This is a genomic window from Spiractinospora alimapuensis, from assembly GCF_018437505.1.
Classification (GTDB): Bacteria; Actinomycetota; Actinomycetes; order Streptosporangiales; family Streptosporangiaceae; genus Spiractinospora; species Spiractinospora alimapuensis.
The window spans coordinates 1,905,042-1,918,888 of sequence record NZ_CP072467.1 but is presented as its reverse complement, the minus strand read 5'-3'; the positions used below and the strand labels follow the sequence as shown (position 1 = coordinate 1,918,888).

Here is a 13,847-nt window from a genome sequence, read left to right as displayed (position 1 = left end):
GACACCATGCTCGCGATCGCACACGGTGAACTCATCCAGATCTTCAGGAACCGCCTGGTTCTGGTCACCATGCTCGTACTACCCGTGGCGTTCAGCGCCCTCTACATCTACCTGCACGAGACGATCCCGGGACTGCCCCTGGGGGCTGTCGCCGCCGTCCTGATGTTCCTCGTGGTGACGATGGGCCTCTACACCACCACCGTGACCACGCTCGCCTCCCGTCGCCAGAACCTCTTCCTCAAGCGGTTGCGTTCCACGGCGGCGGGCGATCCCACCATCCTGTCCGGACTCCTGCTCCCGGTATCCGTCATCACCCTGGTACAGGTGGCCGTCATGCTGACGGTCCTGTCGGTGATCGCGGGCGCTCCGGCGAACGTTCCCCTGCTCGCGGCGGCCACGGCCGCGACGGTCGTCATGATGCTGGGCCTCGGGTTGGCCACGGCGGGTGTCACCAACTCACCCGATCACGCCCAGGTCACGACGCTGCCCATCCTGATCGGTGTCCTCGGCGTTTCCGGCTGGGTCGCCTTCACCGGCACTGAGGAGCTCACCGTGGTCAAGCGGCTGCTCCCCGGCGGTGCTGCGAGCGAACTCGTCGTCAACGCCTGGAACGGCGGCGTCGCGGTCGCGGACTCGTTGGTCCTCCTCGCGCCCACCCTGGGCTGGGTCGTCGTGGCCGTGGCTCTGGCCGCGCGGATCTTCCGCTGGGAACCGCGCCGTTAGGCAAACCGGCGCGGGTGCCCGTGGCGACGCCGCCGGGTATCCCCGTCTGGGGCCACGCCGGCGCGCCGAAGAACTGACCACCGCACGGAGACGACACCAAGGAACACGCGTGGACCTGACACTGCCGCAACGGCTCTATCTCCTTAGCTACGACCTCGACCGCAAGCGCTTCGACTCGGTGAGCACCGGCTACCGGGGGCAACTTCTCAGCGCGGCGGCCCTGGCGGAGCTGACGGTCGGCGGATGGCTCCACGGGCCCGACGGATCCGCCGTGCGCACACCGTCGCCGCCACCGGTCGACCCGTTCCTGGCGGCGATCCTGTCCGACATCCCCCCGGACAGACCCCGTCACATGATCACGGCCCTCTACCTTCGGATGGCGGAGGCGGAGAAACTGGTGCAGGGGGAGCTCCTCGCACGCGGCGCCGTCACGGTGACCCGCGGCCGGGCCCTGGGCCTCTTCCCGACGCGCACCGTGACGCTCAATCACCCGGAGCGGGTCGCGGCGCTCCGGGAGGAGACACGCGAGGTCCTGCTCGGTGGACGCGACGCGGCGACGGCACCCTTCGAGGACATCGCCATGATCGTGATCGCGGCCGAGGCGGACGTATGGAGCCTCGTGGGACCGAAGGAGCGCAGCCGATATCGGGCGACACTCACCCTCCTCCAGCGGCGTTTCGACGAGGCGGCCCCCGAGCTCAGGAACGCGATCCGCACCGCGGTGACCGCCGTGCGGTCGAATCCCTAGCGGCTGGGCGGTCGCTCCGGGCCCGAGACCTCGCGGCCGTGCCCAGAGAGACTGTCGCCGTGTAGGGCCTCGCCGAATCACCTCGGTCACCGTGGGGTCAGGTGAGGTGTCGCTCAGGGAAAGTTCGCACCGAACTGATGCCGCGTTTCTCCATGAATGGGTGAATTAACCGTCAAATGAGTGCGCGGTGCCTTGTGGGGGACAACACTCGACCTGTCTCATCTGCGAAGAAAATTCCCAATTGTCATGTGGGGGTACGCGGAGTGGTGGAGTCGAGAGAGACGGTCCCAGGGGCGCGAAATCGCCCCTGGGTGGCGATGGGCGTAGCACTGGCCACGGCAGCCGTATTGGTCAGCGGGTCACTGGTGGCCAACTCCTTCCTTCCGGGAGAGCAGCCGGTGCGCGCGGGCACGGAGATCGTTCTCAGCGACACTCCGGAGAACCGGATGGCGCTGACCCTGACCGAGGACGGTTGGGTGCGTGACCTCGACGGGAGGAAGATCGCCGGAGACGGCCAATTGTTCGTCCGCGACTCGCTCGAACTGCAGGCCGTGCCGGTGAACCTCGCCGGGACCATGGAGGCCGACGCCAACCGCCTGTGGGAGGGATTCGAGGACATCCTCCGAACGAGGGACGCCGACGTTCGGCTGGGCGATCCGTCGCGCATCACCTCGGGTCAGGGAGTCGATGGATTGACCGGGGCCGTCGAGAACGGGGAGCACGCGGGGGTGGCGGTTCTGTACCCCGCCCCGAACGGACGGTCGGCCGCGCAGTTGGTGCTGAGCGCGCGCGACGACTCCGTCGACCTGGGGGAGGCCGTGGGAACCGTCGCCCGGTCAGTGGCCTTCACCGACAAGGAGGAGGACGCATGAGCAGAGCGCAAGGCGAACCGTTGCTGCCCTCGAACGTGTCCGGTGCGGTGCCGGCCGCACGGGAGGGCGACGCGTCGTCGACCACGGCCGCCTCGCCATCCACGACGGACGGAGAGCCACCAGGGCGACCGTTGGTGGAGCGCAGTGCGATCTTCGTTCTGGGCGCACTGTGCGTGTTCGGCGTGTGCGTCCTGGCGCCGGAGTTCTGGGGCGAGGTCCGTGTCTTCCCCGGAGTGGCGGCTCTGACGGCCGTGATCTCCGCCCTCACCCTGCTCCTCGGGTACTGGCTCCTGCGCCGTATCCGACCGGTACGAGCACCGAGCACCGGGGTGTCCTGGGTCGCTGTCGCCTGGGGGTTCACTGCCGCCGCCGGCCTCGCGCTACTGGCGAACAACGCGCTTGACGGTGTCTGGACCAAGACCCTCCCCGCCGAGATCGCCTCTGCGTGGGGTGCGGCGCTGACCGGTCCGTTCAACGAGGAACCACTCAAGCTCCTTGGCATCGTCCTGATCGCCGTCGCGTTTCCGCGTGTGGTGCGTGGACCGGTGGACGGGTTCGTGATCGGTTCCTTGGTGGGGATCGGGTTCCAGGTCGTCGAGAACTTCCTCTACGCCCTCGGGACCGTGATCCAGACGGGCGGCGTCGACGGGGCCGCCGCGGTGACCCAGTCATCGCTCGTGCGGATCGCGGTCACGGGACTGGGAACGCACTGGGCGCTGTCGGCCCTGGCCGGCACCGCCGTCGGTCTCCTGGCCGCGGGCGCGTGGCGTCCCAACGCGCGCCGGGTCCTGGCCGCGATCCTGCTCGTGCTGACGGCGATCGTGCTGCACTTGTTCTTCAACGCTCCCGTGCTGGGAGAAGGCCCGGCGGTCCTGGTCAAGGTGTTGCTCAACCTCACCGTGGTGCTGGTGGTCTACTTCGTGATCCGCCACGCCTATCGGCGTCGTGTTCGGGCTGCTCTCACCGAGGAGGGGGAGAGGTTCGGTGTGGAACCCGCCGCCGCGCGTGCCCTCATCAGAAGAAGCGGTCGCCGGAAGGCCCTGCGGCGGACGTCCGCGGCCGACCGGGCCCAGGCGCGGCGACGCCAGGAGGCCCTGGTGAATCGTGCCGAGGACCGTGCCGCGGCGTACGGCTCGTAGGCGACCACATCCCGTGGGTGTACGCACCCACGGGATGTGTCGGTTGGTGGACTAGTCGGACCGTCGCCAGGGCTGGGGGAGCGGGGACCCCTTCGTCAGGGCGGTGTTCAGGATGTCCCAGGCGTTCGACGCCGCGTCGAGGGCGGCACGGCAGGCGTCCACGGTGAACTCGGTTTCCCGGAGGGCTTCGGAGAGGGCGTCGTAGGCCCGGGTGATCTGGTCCTGGGCGGCTTCGTCGGCGTCAGCGACCCGCCAGCAGGGTGGAACCGGGGTTCCTTCGCGCATGTGACTGTCGAGCTCGGCGAAGGCGGCGTCCGCGTGGGCGAGTTGGTCGCGGGGATCGCCGTGGGTGCCCAACCGGGTGGCGAGTTCCATGACGAGGTGCTGGGGATGGGACCCGCTGACACCGGACAACGGAGGTGGACTGCCGCCGTGCGGCGCGCGATGGCCCTGGGGCAGAAGACACGGCCACTCCACACAGGTGAACGGACCGGCGAACGCACGGGTGAGCGTCTGGATGCGTTCGGTGTCGAAGACGTGCAGTGTCCCGCAGGCGTGGCGACTGGAATCGCGGGTCGTGCGGGTGACGAGCCAGGCGGAGTAGCCGAAGGCGTGTGCGTCCTCGGCGTGCGCACCGCAGATGACGAGGTCTCCCAGGCGGACGTCGTGACCGGGGCGCTCTCCCCTGGCGAAGACCTCGACTCGGAGCACGTCGGCCGCGTGGCAGCGGAAGAGGGTGACCGTGTGCGTCACGCGATCGCCCCCAACCACCAGGAGCCCCGCGCGTGTTGCGCTGGGCGGCGGCGCTGCGCGGCGATCCGCTGCTCGTGGGCCAGGACGTAGAGACGTACGAGGCGCGGACCGTTCCCCTCATCGGTGACGGGCGGCGTTGGTCGAGGGGCCGGAGGGGCGGGGGGAGTCGGCCGGCGGGCGGGGGCGCGGAATCGCGGCACGGCGGGCCTCGGGAGGCGGGTCGAAGTGGCGCGGTGCGGTGTGGTTGCGGAGCTCGGAAGAGAGCTCTCGGAAGTAGCCAGCGGGGGAGGCGTGGATCCCCCGTGTGGGGCGGAATAGTCGTGCGATTGCCCTCAGCACGGCAAGTAGGGTTCTCATGTCGTCCTGTCCTTCGCAGGTCGGCCACGGCCCCGGGGTGTGTTCGCCGCACATCGCCGGGGTCCCTTTCACGGGCGGGCGTAATCTTATCTTTACCATGTCATGGTCGGCCATGGCCTGACACAACATTCTGGCCTGGGTGCTGGCATGGCACCGTGGGCGCATGTATGAGGGAAGGGTTCCCCCTGGTTATGGCCCTGAAAGTGAACTGGACCCGGATGGGCCTGACCCGGTATGGCTGCAACTTTCGGCCATCTTGATAGCGAGAATTGAACGCGGTGAATACGTTCCACATCGGCCGATCCCCAGCATCACCCAGCTAGTTCAGGAGTTCGGACTAGCGCGTGGGACAGTGCGCAAGTCCACGACGTGGCTTGCCGAACAGGGAATCGTGCGCGTCGTGAACGGCAAGGGAGTATTCGTTCTTCCCCGCGACTAGCTGATGGTCACGCTGCCCCAGCGAGGAACGTTCGTCGCGGACGCCCCGGGTGTGAGTTCCACCTAGACGCGGTGTGACTATTGGTTCGGTGAAGCTTGAGTGGCGGCGGACTGGAGAGGGGCTCACGATGACATTCCCCGAGGGGTGTATCGCGCGGTGGTCGTCCCGCCGAGGGCGACTCCTGGGGGCGGTCGGACTGATTCTCCTGATCGCCGGAGGTTGTTCGAGTGATGACGGGGCGAGCGAGGCCAGCGCCCCCCAAGCCACCGGCACGCCCTCCGAGTCTCCCGCCCCGACGTTCGACGATGTCGAGGACCTGGTGACGTACTGCCGTTCAGGCTCCGAGGACGACATCTCCGACGGTTACCCGGATGCCGCCGAGTACACGGGAACGGGTCCGCACGCGACGGCCGTGTTCCGGCGCACCCCACTGAACGACGCGCACTCCGCGCGGCACCGGTTGGAGGACTCCTCGGACTACGAGGATTGGTTGCCCGAATCACCCGAGGACACGGAGCTGTTGGTGTGCGTCGGGGTGGGGTCGCGCGGAAGCGACAGCATCGACACGTGTGAGTACGAAGAGAGTCTTTCTCTCGTGACCCACGTCGGGACCGGGGAGACCGAAGAGTACCCCCTCTACGAACAGACCCTGGAGTACACCGTCTACGCGTTGCGAAGTGGGGACGTCGTCGAGTCCGGGGAAATCCCGGTGGGTTCCGGGGAGTGCCCTGGTTCGCTCATCAGCGACGCCACGTTCCAGGACATCAGCGAGGTATACACCCACGCCGACTACGGCGCATTGGACGCCGCGATCGAGGAAGTCGTCACAGCGGACGCTTCCTGAGGTCGGTCGCTGGCCGTTCGCTTCGCCGCGCGTGGGTCGGTGTGCTCGCAGCCGCAGGTCGGGGTGCACCCCCACCGGTTCGATGTGGAGAACTCCCGATGGGGGCGGAGGAAACCCGATGGGGGCGCGCGACTACTCCGCTGCCCTGAGGTAGTGGTCCAGCTCGGTGACGGTCAGCCGTCGTTCGTTCAGGGGTGCGGTGGCGTCGAGCTCGACGGCGCGCAGGCCGCTGAGGAACAGCTCGAGCTGTTGGTCGACCAACAGCTTGTTCAGCGTGGCACCGACGACCGGCAGTGGCCGGGACAGTTTGATCACTCCGAGGAAGACGTCGATCGGGGTGACGCCGCGCCGGAGCCGCCGGTCGGCCTGGGCGGTGCGGGTGAGGTGTTCCACGCGCTCGAGGAGCTGGTCGCGCCGGTCCTTCAGCACGCCTCCCTCCTCACGCATGTCCTCTTCCAGGTTGACGGCCAGCACAGGCATGAAGACACCGATCTTGAGGTCGACCATACGCCGAATCAACTGCGCCAACGCGTGCCAGGCGTCGTCGTGCTCGTCCGTCGCGCGGTCCAGCTCCTCATCCACGCGCCGCATGTTGTCCAGGGCGACCTCCCGGACGAGGGCGTGGCGGTCGGGGAACCTGCGGTAGAGCGTGGCGATGCCGACGCCCGCGCGCCGGGCGATCTCCTCGAGTGAGGCGTGGGTGCCGTCCTCGAGGAAGACGTCGCGGGCGGTGCTGATGATCTGCTCGCGGTTGCGGCGGGCGTCTGCCCGCAGCGGCACGCTCTCGGTCAACCGGCGCTCCTAGCGATGTGGAGGGAATCCCTTCGATTGTGCTAGCTTAGCCTCAAGAGTAACTGGAGGGGTTCCCTCCACTTGTCAGAGGAGTGTTCGATGTCCCAGACCACGCCATCGGAGAGTCGAAGCTTCCCCATCCAGCGGCAACCGCGGTGCCCGTTCTCCCCGCCGCCCGAATACGACCGGCTGCGCTCCGAGGAACCCGTCGCCAAGGTGCGGCTGCCCACGGGTGGTGTCGCCTGGATCGTCACGCGCTACGAGGATGTCCGCACCGTGCTGAGCAGCCCCTCGTTCAGCGCCGACGGCACCCGTCCGGGGTTCCCCACGTTCTTCCCGGGGCAGGAACAGTTCCTGCGGCGACCGCCCTTCATCCGGATGGATCCACCGCGGCACAGCTACTACCGCCGCATGCTCATCCAGGAGTTCACCCACAAGCGGGTCAAGACGATGCGGCCCGGAATCCAGGCCACCGTGGACCGGCTGGTGGACGAGATGCTCGCCGCCGCGCCTCCGGTGGACCTGGTCGAGGCCTTCGCGCTGCCGCTTCCGTCACTGGTGATCTGCCAGTTGCTGGGTGTGCCCTACGAGGATCACGCGTTCTTCCAGAGCCGGAGCAGGACCGTCGCCTCGGGAGGAAGCTCCCCGGAACAGTCCGGCTCCGCACTGGGCGAGCTACGCGCGTACATGGACGAACTGATCACCCGCAAGCAGCGGCAACCCGGCGATGATCTACTGAGCACCTTGGTCACCGAGCGGCTGGAGCCCGCGGGAGACCTCGCCCGGGGGGATCTGGTGATGATGTGCCTGATGCTGCTCAGTGCCGGGCACGAGACCACGTCGAACATGATCTCGTTGGGTGTCGTGACGTTGCTGGAGCATCCCGAGCAGCTCGCCGCGCTCCACGCCGACCCCGACCTGCTTCCCGGCGCCATCGAGGAGCTGCTGCGCTACCTGAGCATCGCCGACAGCATCACCACCCGGATCGCGGCAGAGGACACCCAGCTCGGTGACACTGTGATCCGAGCGGGGGAGGGAATCATCGCCCTACTCGCCGCAGCCGACTGGGATCCCGAGACGTTCCCCGACCCGGGGAGGTTCGACGTCCACCGTGCCACTCGGCACCACGTCGCGTTCGGCTACGGCGTACACCAGTGCCTCGGCCAGAACCTCGCCCGGTTGGAGCTGGAGGTCGCCTTCTCCTCGCTCTTCTCGCGGATCCCCACACTGCGCGTGGCCGCGCCGACGGACGAGTTGGCCTACAAGCACGGCGCGCTCCTGTACGGCCTGCACGCGCTTCCGGTCACGTGGTAGGCGCCATGCGCGTCACCGCCGACACCCGCGTCTGCGTCGGTGCGGGAATGTGTGTCCTCACCGTTCCGGAGGTCTTCGACCAGTCCGACGAGGACGGACTGGTGAGGGTGCTCCTTCCGGATCCACGGGAGAGGGTGCGCGACGCGGTGGTCGAGGCCGTGCGACTGTGCCCGAGCCGGGCCCTCGCCATCGACCAGAGCCCCGCCCATCTCGGAAATGGGGTCCGACTCGGGACGGCCCGATCCGTCCTGAACTCGACGGGCGCGGATCGGAGTGACGCTGACCCGACCCGACGGACGACGCGTTCGGGACAGCGACCCCGCGCCGCGCTTCCGCGCACACGGACCGCACAAGTCGCTGCCCAGACAGACGCCCCCGACCCTGTGGACGGAGATCCGCACCGCCTCCCGAAATTTCCTACGCTGTGACGAAGGGGGGACCCCGCGCCCACCCCCCGGTCAGCGAGGCCAGCGGTCGGGTTCGTGTTGGTGAGTGCCGCGTAATATGCGTGCCGTGGATACCCGAAACCAGGCTGGCGGCTGATGTCCTCATGACTCCGACGTCCAGCGCGCCCCGCTCCCGGCAGCGTCTGAGTGAGGACCAACGGCGGAAGCAGATCATGGAGGCCGCCGTCCTGGAGGTCGCGGATCGCGGCTACGAGGGGGCCTCGTTGACCCGCATCGCGAAGCGGGCCGGAGTCGCCAAAGGACTCATCTGGCACTACTTCACCGACAAGGACGACCTGATGGAGTCCACGGCGAAGCGCACCATGCGGGTCATGCACCGACACGTCGTTGACATGCTCGACCTGGGCGAACCCGTGCCGGACATCATCCGGGCCGCCGTCCGCGTCGCCGCCGGGCAGATCCGCACGCACCGCGACGAGCTCATCGCCCTCAACCGGATCATCCACAACCTGCACAGCCCGGACGGCACGGAGCAGGTGACCGTCGACTTCTACAGCGAGTTGTACCGCGCACAGGAGGACCTCTTCCGTCGCGGTCAGGCGGAGGGAAGTCTGGGCGACTTCGACCCCACGGTCATGGCGGTCACCTACCAGGGGTCGATCGACATGATGCTCATGTACTTCCGGGACCACCCGGAGGTCGATCCCTACGACTACGCGGACAAGCTCGCGGAGATCCTGCTCGGCGGGATGCGCGCTAAGCGCTGACTGCGCGAGGGGCAACGTCAGGCCCGGAGCATCGTTCTTCGTCCTCACTTCTGGACTGGACTATTGACCCCTCGGTCAATACTATTGACTGTATGGTCAATGGAAGCGAGTTCCAGGAGTTGGGTGAACGACGATGAACCGGTCCCCAGACCTCGCCGCTCCGGAGGCGCCCGGCCGCGAAGGCAGCCCACAACGCGAGATCGTGATGAGCCTGGTCGTCAACGCGGTGATCCCGATCGTCGTGTTCTACGGACTCCGCGTCGCGGGTGTCGACCAGTGGCTGGCCCTGCTGTTGGGGCTGATCCCCCCGGCCGCCAACACCGCGTACTCGGTGGTCACCAAGCGCCGGATCGACATGCTCGCCGGCCTCGTCATGACCGCCCTGCTGCTCAGCGTCGCGCTCTCCTTCCTGACGGGCAGTCCGAGGACGCTGTTGGCGCGCGACGGTTGGGTCACCGCGGTGGTGGGCATCGCGATCCTGCTGACCCTCGCCCGGACCACCCCCTACTACCTGTTCGCGTTGCGGACCTTCACCGGTGGCACGGTGCGCGAGCGGATCGACGTCGCCTGGCGAGACACGCCCGCCTTCCGCCGCGTGGTGTACGTGGGCACGGCGATCTGGGGCTCCGCGCTGCTGATCGACGCCGTGAGCACGGTGGTGTTGGCCTACACGATGCCCATCGACACCGTCCCGCTGATCGGGGCGATCAAGCTCGTGGCGCTGATCCTCCTCGCCGAAGTGTGTAGCCAGGTCTACTTCCGGCAGAAGGGCAAACCGCTTCTGAATCTCGAAGCCCTCGAACTCGAAGTCGAGAACGCTCACAAGGAGGAGCGCTGATGGAGCGCAGGTACGTCGTCACGGGTTCGGCCTCGGGCATCGGGGCCTGTACGGCTCAGGTCCTTCGCGACCTCGGCGCGGAGGTCATCGGCTGCGACCTACGCGACGCCGACGTGATCGCCGACCTCTCCTCGCCCAGCGGACGCGAGTCGCTGGTCGAACAGGTGGCGAAGTGGGGGCGCATCGACGCCGTGCTGGCGATCGCCGGCGGCGGCCAGACCCGGTTGCTGGAGACGAACTACTTCGGCACGGTCGCGACCCTCGAGGGACTGCGTCCCCTCCTGGCGCGCGCCGACGCTCCACGGGCCGTGGCAGTGTCCTCGACGTCATCGCTGGCACCGGCCGACGAGAGGGTCCTTACGGCCTGTGCCGCCGGCGACGAGGACGCCGCGACCGCCCTGGTCGCAGGTGATGCGGCACTGGAAGAGGCCGTCTACGGCATCGCCAAGCGCGCGTTGAACGGCTGGATCCGCAGGACCGCCCCGACTCCGCGATGGGCGGGTGTCGGCATTCCCCTGAACGCGGTCGCCCCCGGCGTCGTCGACACGCCCGCCGCCGCCTGGATCCTCGACGACGACTCCGTGCGCACCGCCATCGAGTCAGCCGCACCCCAACCCCTCGGTGGATTCCCGGGGCGTCCGGAATGGGTGGCCCACCTCATCCGCTGGCTGGCCGGCCCGGAGAACCACTTCGTCACCGGTCAGGTGATCTTCGCCGACGGTGGCTCCGAAGCCGCGCTGCTCGGGGACCGTCAGTGGCGCGCCTGACACCGTGGCGGCTACCCGCCGACGCGGGTGACGCGCCCCAGTCCGGGAACGAAGCGTCCGACCTGGGCGGCATAGCGCCCGTAGTCCTCGGGGTGGGTGGCGAGCAGGTAGGGCTCCTCCACCGCGCGGACCTGTAGCTGCACCGCGAGAGCGTAGCTGACGAGCGCCAGTGCCGCCACGGGGGAGGGGACCACGGCCACCAGGCCAACGAGCACGACCCCCATCCCGGTGAACACGGGATTGCGGACGACGCCGAAGACACCCGAGGTGACGAGGTCCGTGGTCTCACTCGAGTCCACCCCGATCCGCCACGAGGTCCCCATCGCCGTCTGCGACATCAGCGTGAACACCAGACCAACGGCCATCACGACGATCCCCGCGCCTGCCACTTCCACCGTGACGGGAATCTGCCAGAGCCCCGCGACGCCGAGGACCGGGGCCATGAGCGAGATCAGCAGCGCGAGAACGAAGAGCCGGTACCCCCACCACGCGCCGGTGAACGCGGCTGCCTGTGGACGGCGGAACCCCGTGTCCCCAGTTCGACGCCAGGCGAAGTAGGACTTCAGCCCGAAGGCCACGAACACGCCGACGAGGTAGAGCACGAGCGCGACGACGGCCATGAACAGCCTCCACAATCAATACACTGCTAACTGGATTCACCGTAGCATGTATTGATATTAGGTTCAGCCTTGGCTGTCGTGAGGGGTGGGGGGTTGGTTCCCGAGGGGAGTTCCTGGGGTGGCGGCGGCGTAAGTTCCCTTTCCTGGGGCGCGGACAATCCAGCCGTGTTCCGCGAGGAGGTCGTAGGCCGAGCGTGCGGTGCGACGGGAGACGCTGAATCGATCGCAAAGTTCCGCTTCGGAGGGAACTGGGCGATTTGGTGGATAGTCACCCTTCTCGATTTCCATCGAGATCAGGACGGCGATCTGTCGGTACATGGGTTCCGGGCCGTCGAGATCGATTCTCATAGTGACGACCCTAGTTGACCTGCAATTATGCTCGTCAGTACGACATGGCACGTGACAGGTCGATACAGGTTGCGTATAGTCGAAACAAAGAGACCGCGGCGAGTCGGTGAAGACTCCCGCGGCGCGGCCACCAGCTATCCAAGGGAGCTGATGACGATGACCATCGTAGGACCGTCAGGGGAGCGGGAGTGTCGGGCGGCGCGGCCAGGGTGGGAGGGTTCCGATGATCGACACGGCTGTGCGCTGCCGAAGGGGCACAGGGGCTATCACCGCAACGTCGTGGGATACGAGTGGGGAGAAGGCGAGCGTCTTCCGGCGCCAGGGCGGCTGCTCTACGGTGTGGCGAGCCCACGCCTCTTGGCGATGTGTGAAGACGTCGACGGCGTGTTCCGACTGCCCCGGAGCAGCATCATCGTGGTGTCGCACACCGGCCTCGTGCGCCTGTTCAGCCACGCCAGCGCGCCCTCACGGTGGGCAAGCGGTCGGATGGAGCTCCTCATCGACGGAGAACTCCTCATCCTGTGGCCCGTGCTCGACGCTTAGCTGACCGGAACGTCCTCAATCGGCTCAAAGCCCGGGATCTCAACGGTCACCGCGTCCACATCCTCGGGGAGCTGGAACATCGAGGAGTAGGTAGCGTGCCGGTTCGCTCCGACGATGGTCACGAACTCAGGCGGAACTCCTTCGCCCGCTGAGCATAGGCAACCGCCATCATCGTCCATCAACGGGTGATAGCGCACTTGGTCTTCTTGATCGAGAAGGGTAACGCCGCTGAACGCCCAGCCTCGATAGAGGTATGTGTTGCCGACTACGTTGGCCTGGATTGAAATAGTATCGTTTCCCTCGTTCACCAGAGTCCATGCGAGGGCGGTGACTCCGTTGTCGGTTCGATCGAGGGCGTTGACCTTCGCTGTTCCTCCTTGGGTGGTCGAGGAATCGCTTGCTCCCTCGGCAAGAGTGTTTTCGTCCAAGTTTGGTTGTGTCGGGATCGGTGCTGCTCCGGCGGGAGAGGATGTGAGCAAGAGGATTCCGGTAGCGACTGCGATCACCTTCGAAAAGAGGCGGAGGTGCATGGTGGCTCCTATTTTGCGAAAGTGACGGTGACGCGGCGGTTCTTTTCTCGCCCGTCTTCGGACTCATTGTCGGCAATGGGGTCTGTTGACCCGAAGCCCTCCGCTTCGAAGACGACATCGGAGCGAGTTACGATTCCTTCGAGATGGTCACGCACTGCCTCCGCCCGATCAAGGGACAGCGGATCGTTCACGGCGTCGCTGCCCGTGTCGTCCGCATGTCCTTCGATCTGGATCAGTTCGCCACTCGCGTCGTCGATCTCGATTCCCGCCTCTTCGAGGACGCCCTCAGCATCCTCACTCAGCGCTGACTCCCCGGTCTCGAACAGAACGTCGGTGGAAAGCATGATCGCGGTCTCCTCCTCGGATTCACTGCGACTTGTCCCATCGTCAAGATTGTCCGCGAAGTTGTACAGATCAAGAACCTTTGGTTCGGCCAGATCTCCCGAAGGTTGATCTGGGGGTGTCGTCTCGCTACCTATGGGGATATCAATGATTGGCGGCGACTGGGGGATATCCACGATCATGTTGTCCGTATCCGCCTGGAGCTCTGGGTAAACGATCCAGATATCGAGCGAATCTCCAGGGCGTAAATTGGGTTGGTCGTCCCAGTTCGCGCAGAAGCAGGATCCATCGGTGAATTCCTGGGGAAAGTACCGTTGGGCATTGCTTGGGTCGATCAGTGTTACCGCATTGGGTGTGGCCGATGTCTCTGTTCCCGAAAGGGCGGTCTGAAAGGGAAGAGTGTCGTCAGAGTTGTTCTGGATGCTGAACTCAAGCAGCAGGGATTCGTCTGACGTAGGTCCGAGGCCCGTGATCTCAAATACGAGATCGGCACCTCCGTCGGTCGAGGTACCGCTTGAGGAGCCCAGCGGTTCGTCAGCGGACGAACTGTCATCTCCCTGGGAACCGCCCTCTTCCGTCTGGCCCCCACCCTGCTCCGCATCGTCGGTGGCAACGCAACCGGTGAGCACCATGAGGAGGGTGCACGCCGACACGAGCCATCGAAGGTTCGAAATGGCGGATTCCTGGCGCATTCACGCCTCCAT

General features: G+C 66.7%; 18 protein-coding genes. 12 read left to right on the top strand and 6 right to left on the bottom strand.

The annotated features are described in order from the left end of the window. Window positions 1-6 precede the first annotated feature (6 nt). The 4 genes from J4H86_RS08815 (at window position 7) to J4H86_RS08800 (ending at window position 3,482) form a co-directional block, all read left to right on the top strand. Window positions 7-723 carry an ABC transporter permease gene (locus J4H86_RS08815; RefSeq protein ID WP_236543013.1) on the top strand — a complete coding sequence of 239 codons (717 nt, stop codon included), beginning with the start codon at window positions 7-9 and terminating at the stop codon, window positions 721-723. A gap of 109 nt (window positions 724-832) precedes the next feature. Continuing rightward, window positions 833-1,471, top strand: a complete 639-nt coding sequence (locus J4H86_RS08810) for a GOLPH3/VPS74 family protein (protein WP_236543012.1) — start codon at window positions 833-835, stop codon at window positions 1,469-1,471. Window positions 1,472-1,788: 317 nt separating this feature from the next. Continuing rightward, window positions 1,789-2,343 carry a hypothetical protein gene (locus J4H86_RS08805; protein ID WP_236543011.1) on the top strand — a complete coding sequence of 185 codons (555 nt, stop codon included), beginning with the start codon at window positions 1,789-1,791 and terminating at the stop codon, window positions 2,341-2,343. After that, window positions 2,340-3,482: a PrsW family intramembrane metalloprotease gene (locus J4H86_RS08800; RefSeq protein WP_236543010.1), complete on the top strand. Its 1,143-nt coding sequence runs from the start codon at window positions 2,340-2,342 to the stop codon at window positions 3,480-3,482. Before J4H86_RS08805 ends, J4H86_RS08800 begins: the two co-directional genes overlap by 4 nt. A gap of 51 nt (window positions 3,483-3,533) precedes the next feature. Here the strand turns inward: J4H86_RS08800 and J4H86_RS08795 are convergent, their stop codons facing one another. Next, window positions 3,534-4,235 (bottom strand): hypothetical protein, encoded by a 702-nt coding sequence (locus J4H86_RS08795; RefSeq protein ID WP_236543009.1) that lies wholly within the window; start codon window positions 4,233-4,235, stop codon window positions 3,534-3,536. Between the two features lie 520 nt (window positions 4,236-4,755). Between J4H86_RS08795 and J4H86_RS08790 the strand changes: the two genes are divergently transcribed. Next, the gene (locus J4H86_RS08790; RefSeq protein WP_236543008.1) at window positions 4,756-5,031 is read left to right on the top strand and encodes a GntR family transcriptional regulator; all 276 of its coding nucleotides are present in this window, start codon (window positions 4,756-4,758) and stop codon (window positions 5,029-5,031) included. Window positions 5,032-5,158: 127 nt separating this feature from the next. After that, on the top strand, window positions 5,159-5,875 hold the full coding sequence (locus J4H86_RS08785; protein ID WP_236543007.1) for a hypothetical protein: 717 nt from the start codon (window positions 5,159-5,161) through the stop codon (window positions 5,873-5,875). 132 nt (window positions 5,876-6,007) lie between these two features. Here the strand turns inward: J4H86_RS08785 and J4H86_RS08780 are convergent, their stop codons facing one another. Further along, window positions 6,008-6,667, bottom strand: a complete 660-nt coding sequence (locus J4H86_RS08780; RefSeq protein WP_236543006.1) for a TetR/AcrR family transcriptional regulator — start codon at window positions 6,665-6,667, stop codon at window positions 6,008-6,010. Window positions 6,668-6,766: 99 nt separating this feature from the next. Between J4H86_RS08780 and J4H86_RS08775 the strand changes: the two genes are divergently transcribed. The 5 genes from J4H86_RS08775 to J4H86_RS08755 all read left to right on the top strand — a co-directional run bounded on the left by J4H86_RS08775 (window position 6,767) and on the right by J4H86_RS08755 (window position 10,760). Then, the gene (locus tag J4H86_RS08775) at window positions 6,767-7,981 is read left to right on the top strand and encodes a cytochrome P450 (protein ID WP_236543005.1); all 1,215 of its coding nucleotides are present in this window, start codon (window positions 6,767-6,769) and stop codon (window positions 7,979-7,981) included. A gap of 5 nt (window positions 7,982-7,986) precedes the next feature. Further along, on the top strand, window positions 7,987-8,409 hold the full coding sequence (locus tag J4H86_RS27405) for a ferredoxin (protein WP_330932506.1): 423 nt from the start codon (window positions 7,987-7,989) through the stop codon (window positions 8,407-8,409). Window positions 8,410-8,531: 122 nt separating this feature from the next. After that, window positions 8,532-9,155 carry a TetR/AcrR family transcriptional regulator gene (locus tag J4H86_RS08765; protein ID WP_236543004.1) on the top strand — a complete coding sequence of 208 codons (624 nt, stop codon included), beginning with the start codon at window positions 8,532-8,534 and terminating at the stop codon, window positions 9,153-9,155. 133 nt (window positions 9,156-9,288) lie between these two features. Next, a complete protein-coding gene (locus J4H86_RS08760; protein ID WP_236543003.1) occupies window positions 9,289-9,993 on the top strand; it encodes a VC0807 family protein in 705 nt (234 codons plus the stop codon). Next, window positions 9,993-10,760, top strand: coding sequence for an SDR family oxidoreductase (locus J4H86_RS08755; protein ID WP_236543002.1), 768 nt, complete (start codon window positions 9,993-9,995; stop codon window positions 10,758-10,760). The genes J4H86_RS08760 and J4H86_RS08755 overlap by 1 nt, the downstream gene beginning before the upstream one ends. An 11-nt stretch (window positions 10,761-10,771) precedes the next feature. Here J4H86_RS08755 and J4H86_RS08750 read toward each other — a convergent pair whose 3' ends face one another. Next, on the bottom strand, window positions 10,772-11,380 hold the full coding sequence (locus J4H86_RS08750) for a methyltransferase family protein (RefSeq protein WP_236543001.1): 609 nt from the start codon (window positions 11,378-11,380) through the stop codon (window positions 10,772-10,774). A 63-nt stretch (window positions 11,381-11,443) separates the two neighbouring features. Beyond that, the gene (locus tag J4H86_RS08745; protein ID WP_330932533.1) at window positions 11,444-11,698 is read right to left on the bottom strand and encodes a winged helix-turn-helix domain-containing protein; all 255 of its coding nucleotides are present in this window, start codon (window positions 11,696-11,698) and stop codon (window positions 11,444-11,446) included. 186 nt (window positions 11,699-11,884) lie between these two features. Here J4H86_RS08745 and J4H86_RS08740 point away from each other — a divergent pair, with 186 nt between their 5' ends. Continuing rightward, complete coding sequence (locus J4H86_RS08740) at window positions 11,885-12,271, top strand: hypothetical protein (protein ID WP_236542999.1); 387 nt, start codon at window positions 11,885-11,887, stop codon at window positions 12,269-12,271. Here the strand turns inward: J4H86_RS08740 and J4H86_RS08735 are convergent. Beyond that, entirely contained in the window at window positions 12,268-12,801 is a 534-nt protein-coding gene (locus J4H86_RS08735; RefSeq protein ID WP_236542998.1) for a hypothetical protein, read from the bottom strand. The two genes, J4H86_RS08740 and J4H86_RS08735, sit on opposite strands and share 4 nt — an antisense overlap. 8 nt (window positions 12,802-12,809) lie before the next feature. Then, the gene (locus tag J4H86_RS08730) at window positions 12,810-13,835 is read right to left on the bottom strand and encodes an OmpA family protein (RefSeq protein ID WP_236542997.1); all 1,026 of its coding nucleotides are present in this window, start codon (window positions 13,833-13,835) and stop codon (window positions 12,810-12,812) included. Between the last annotated feature and the right edge of the window lie 12 nt (window positions 13,836-13,847).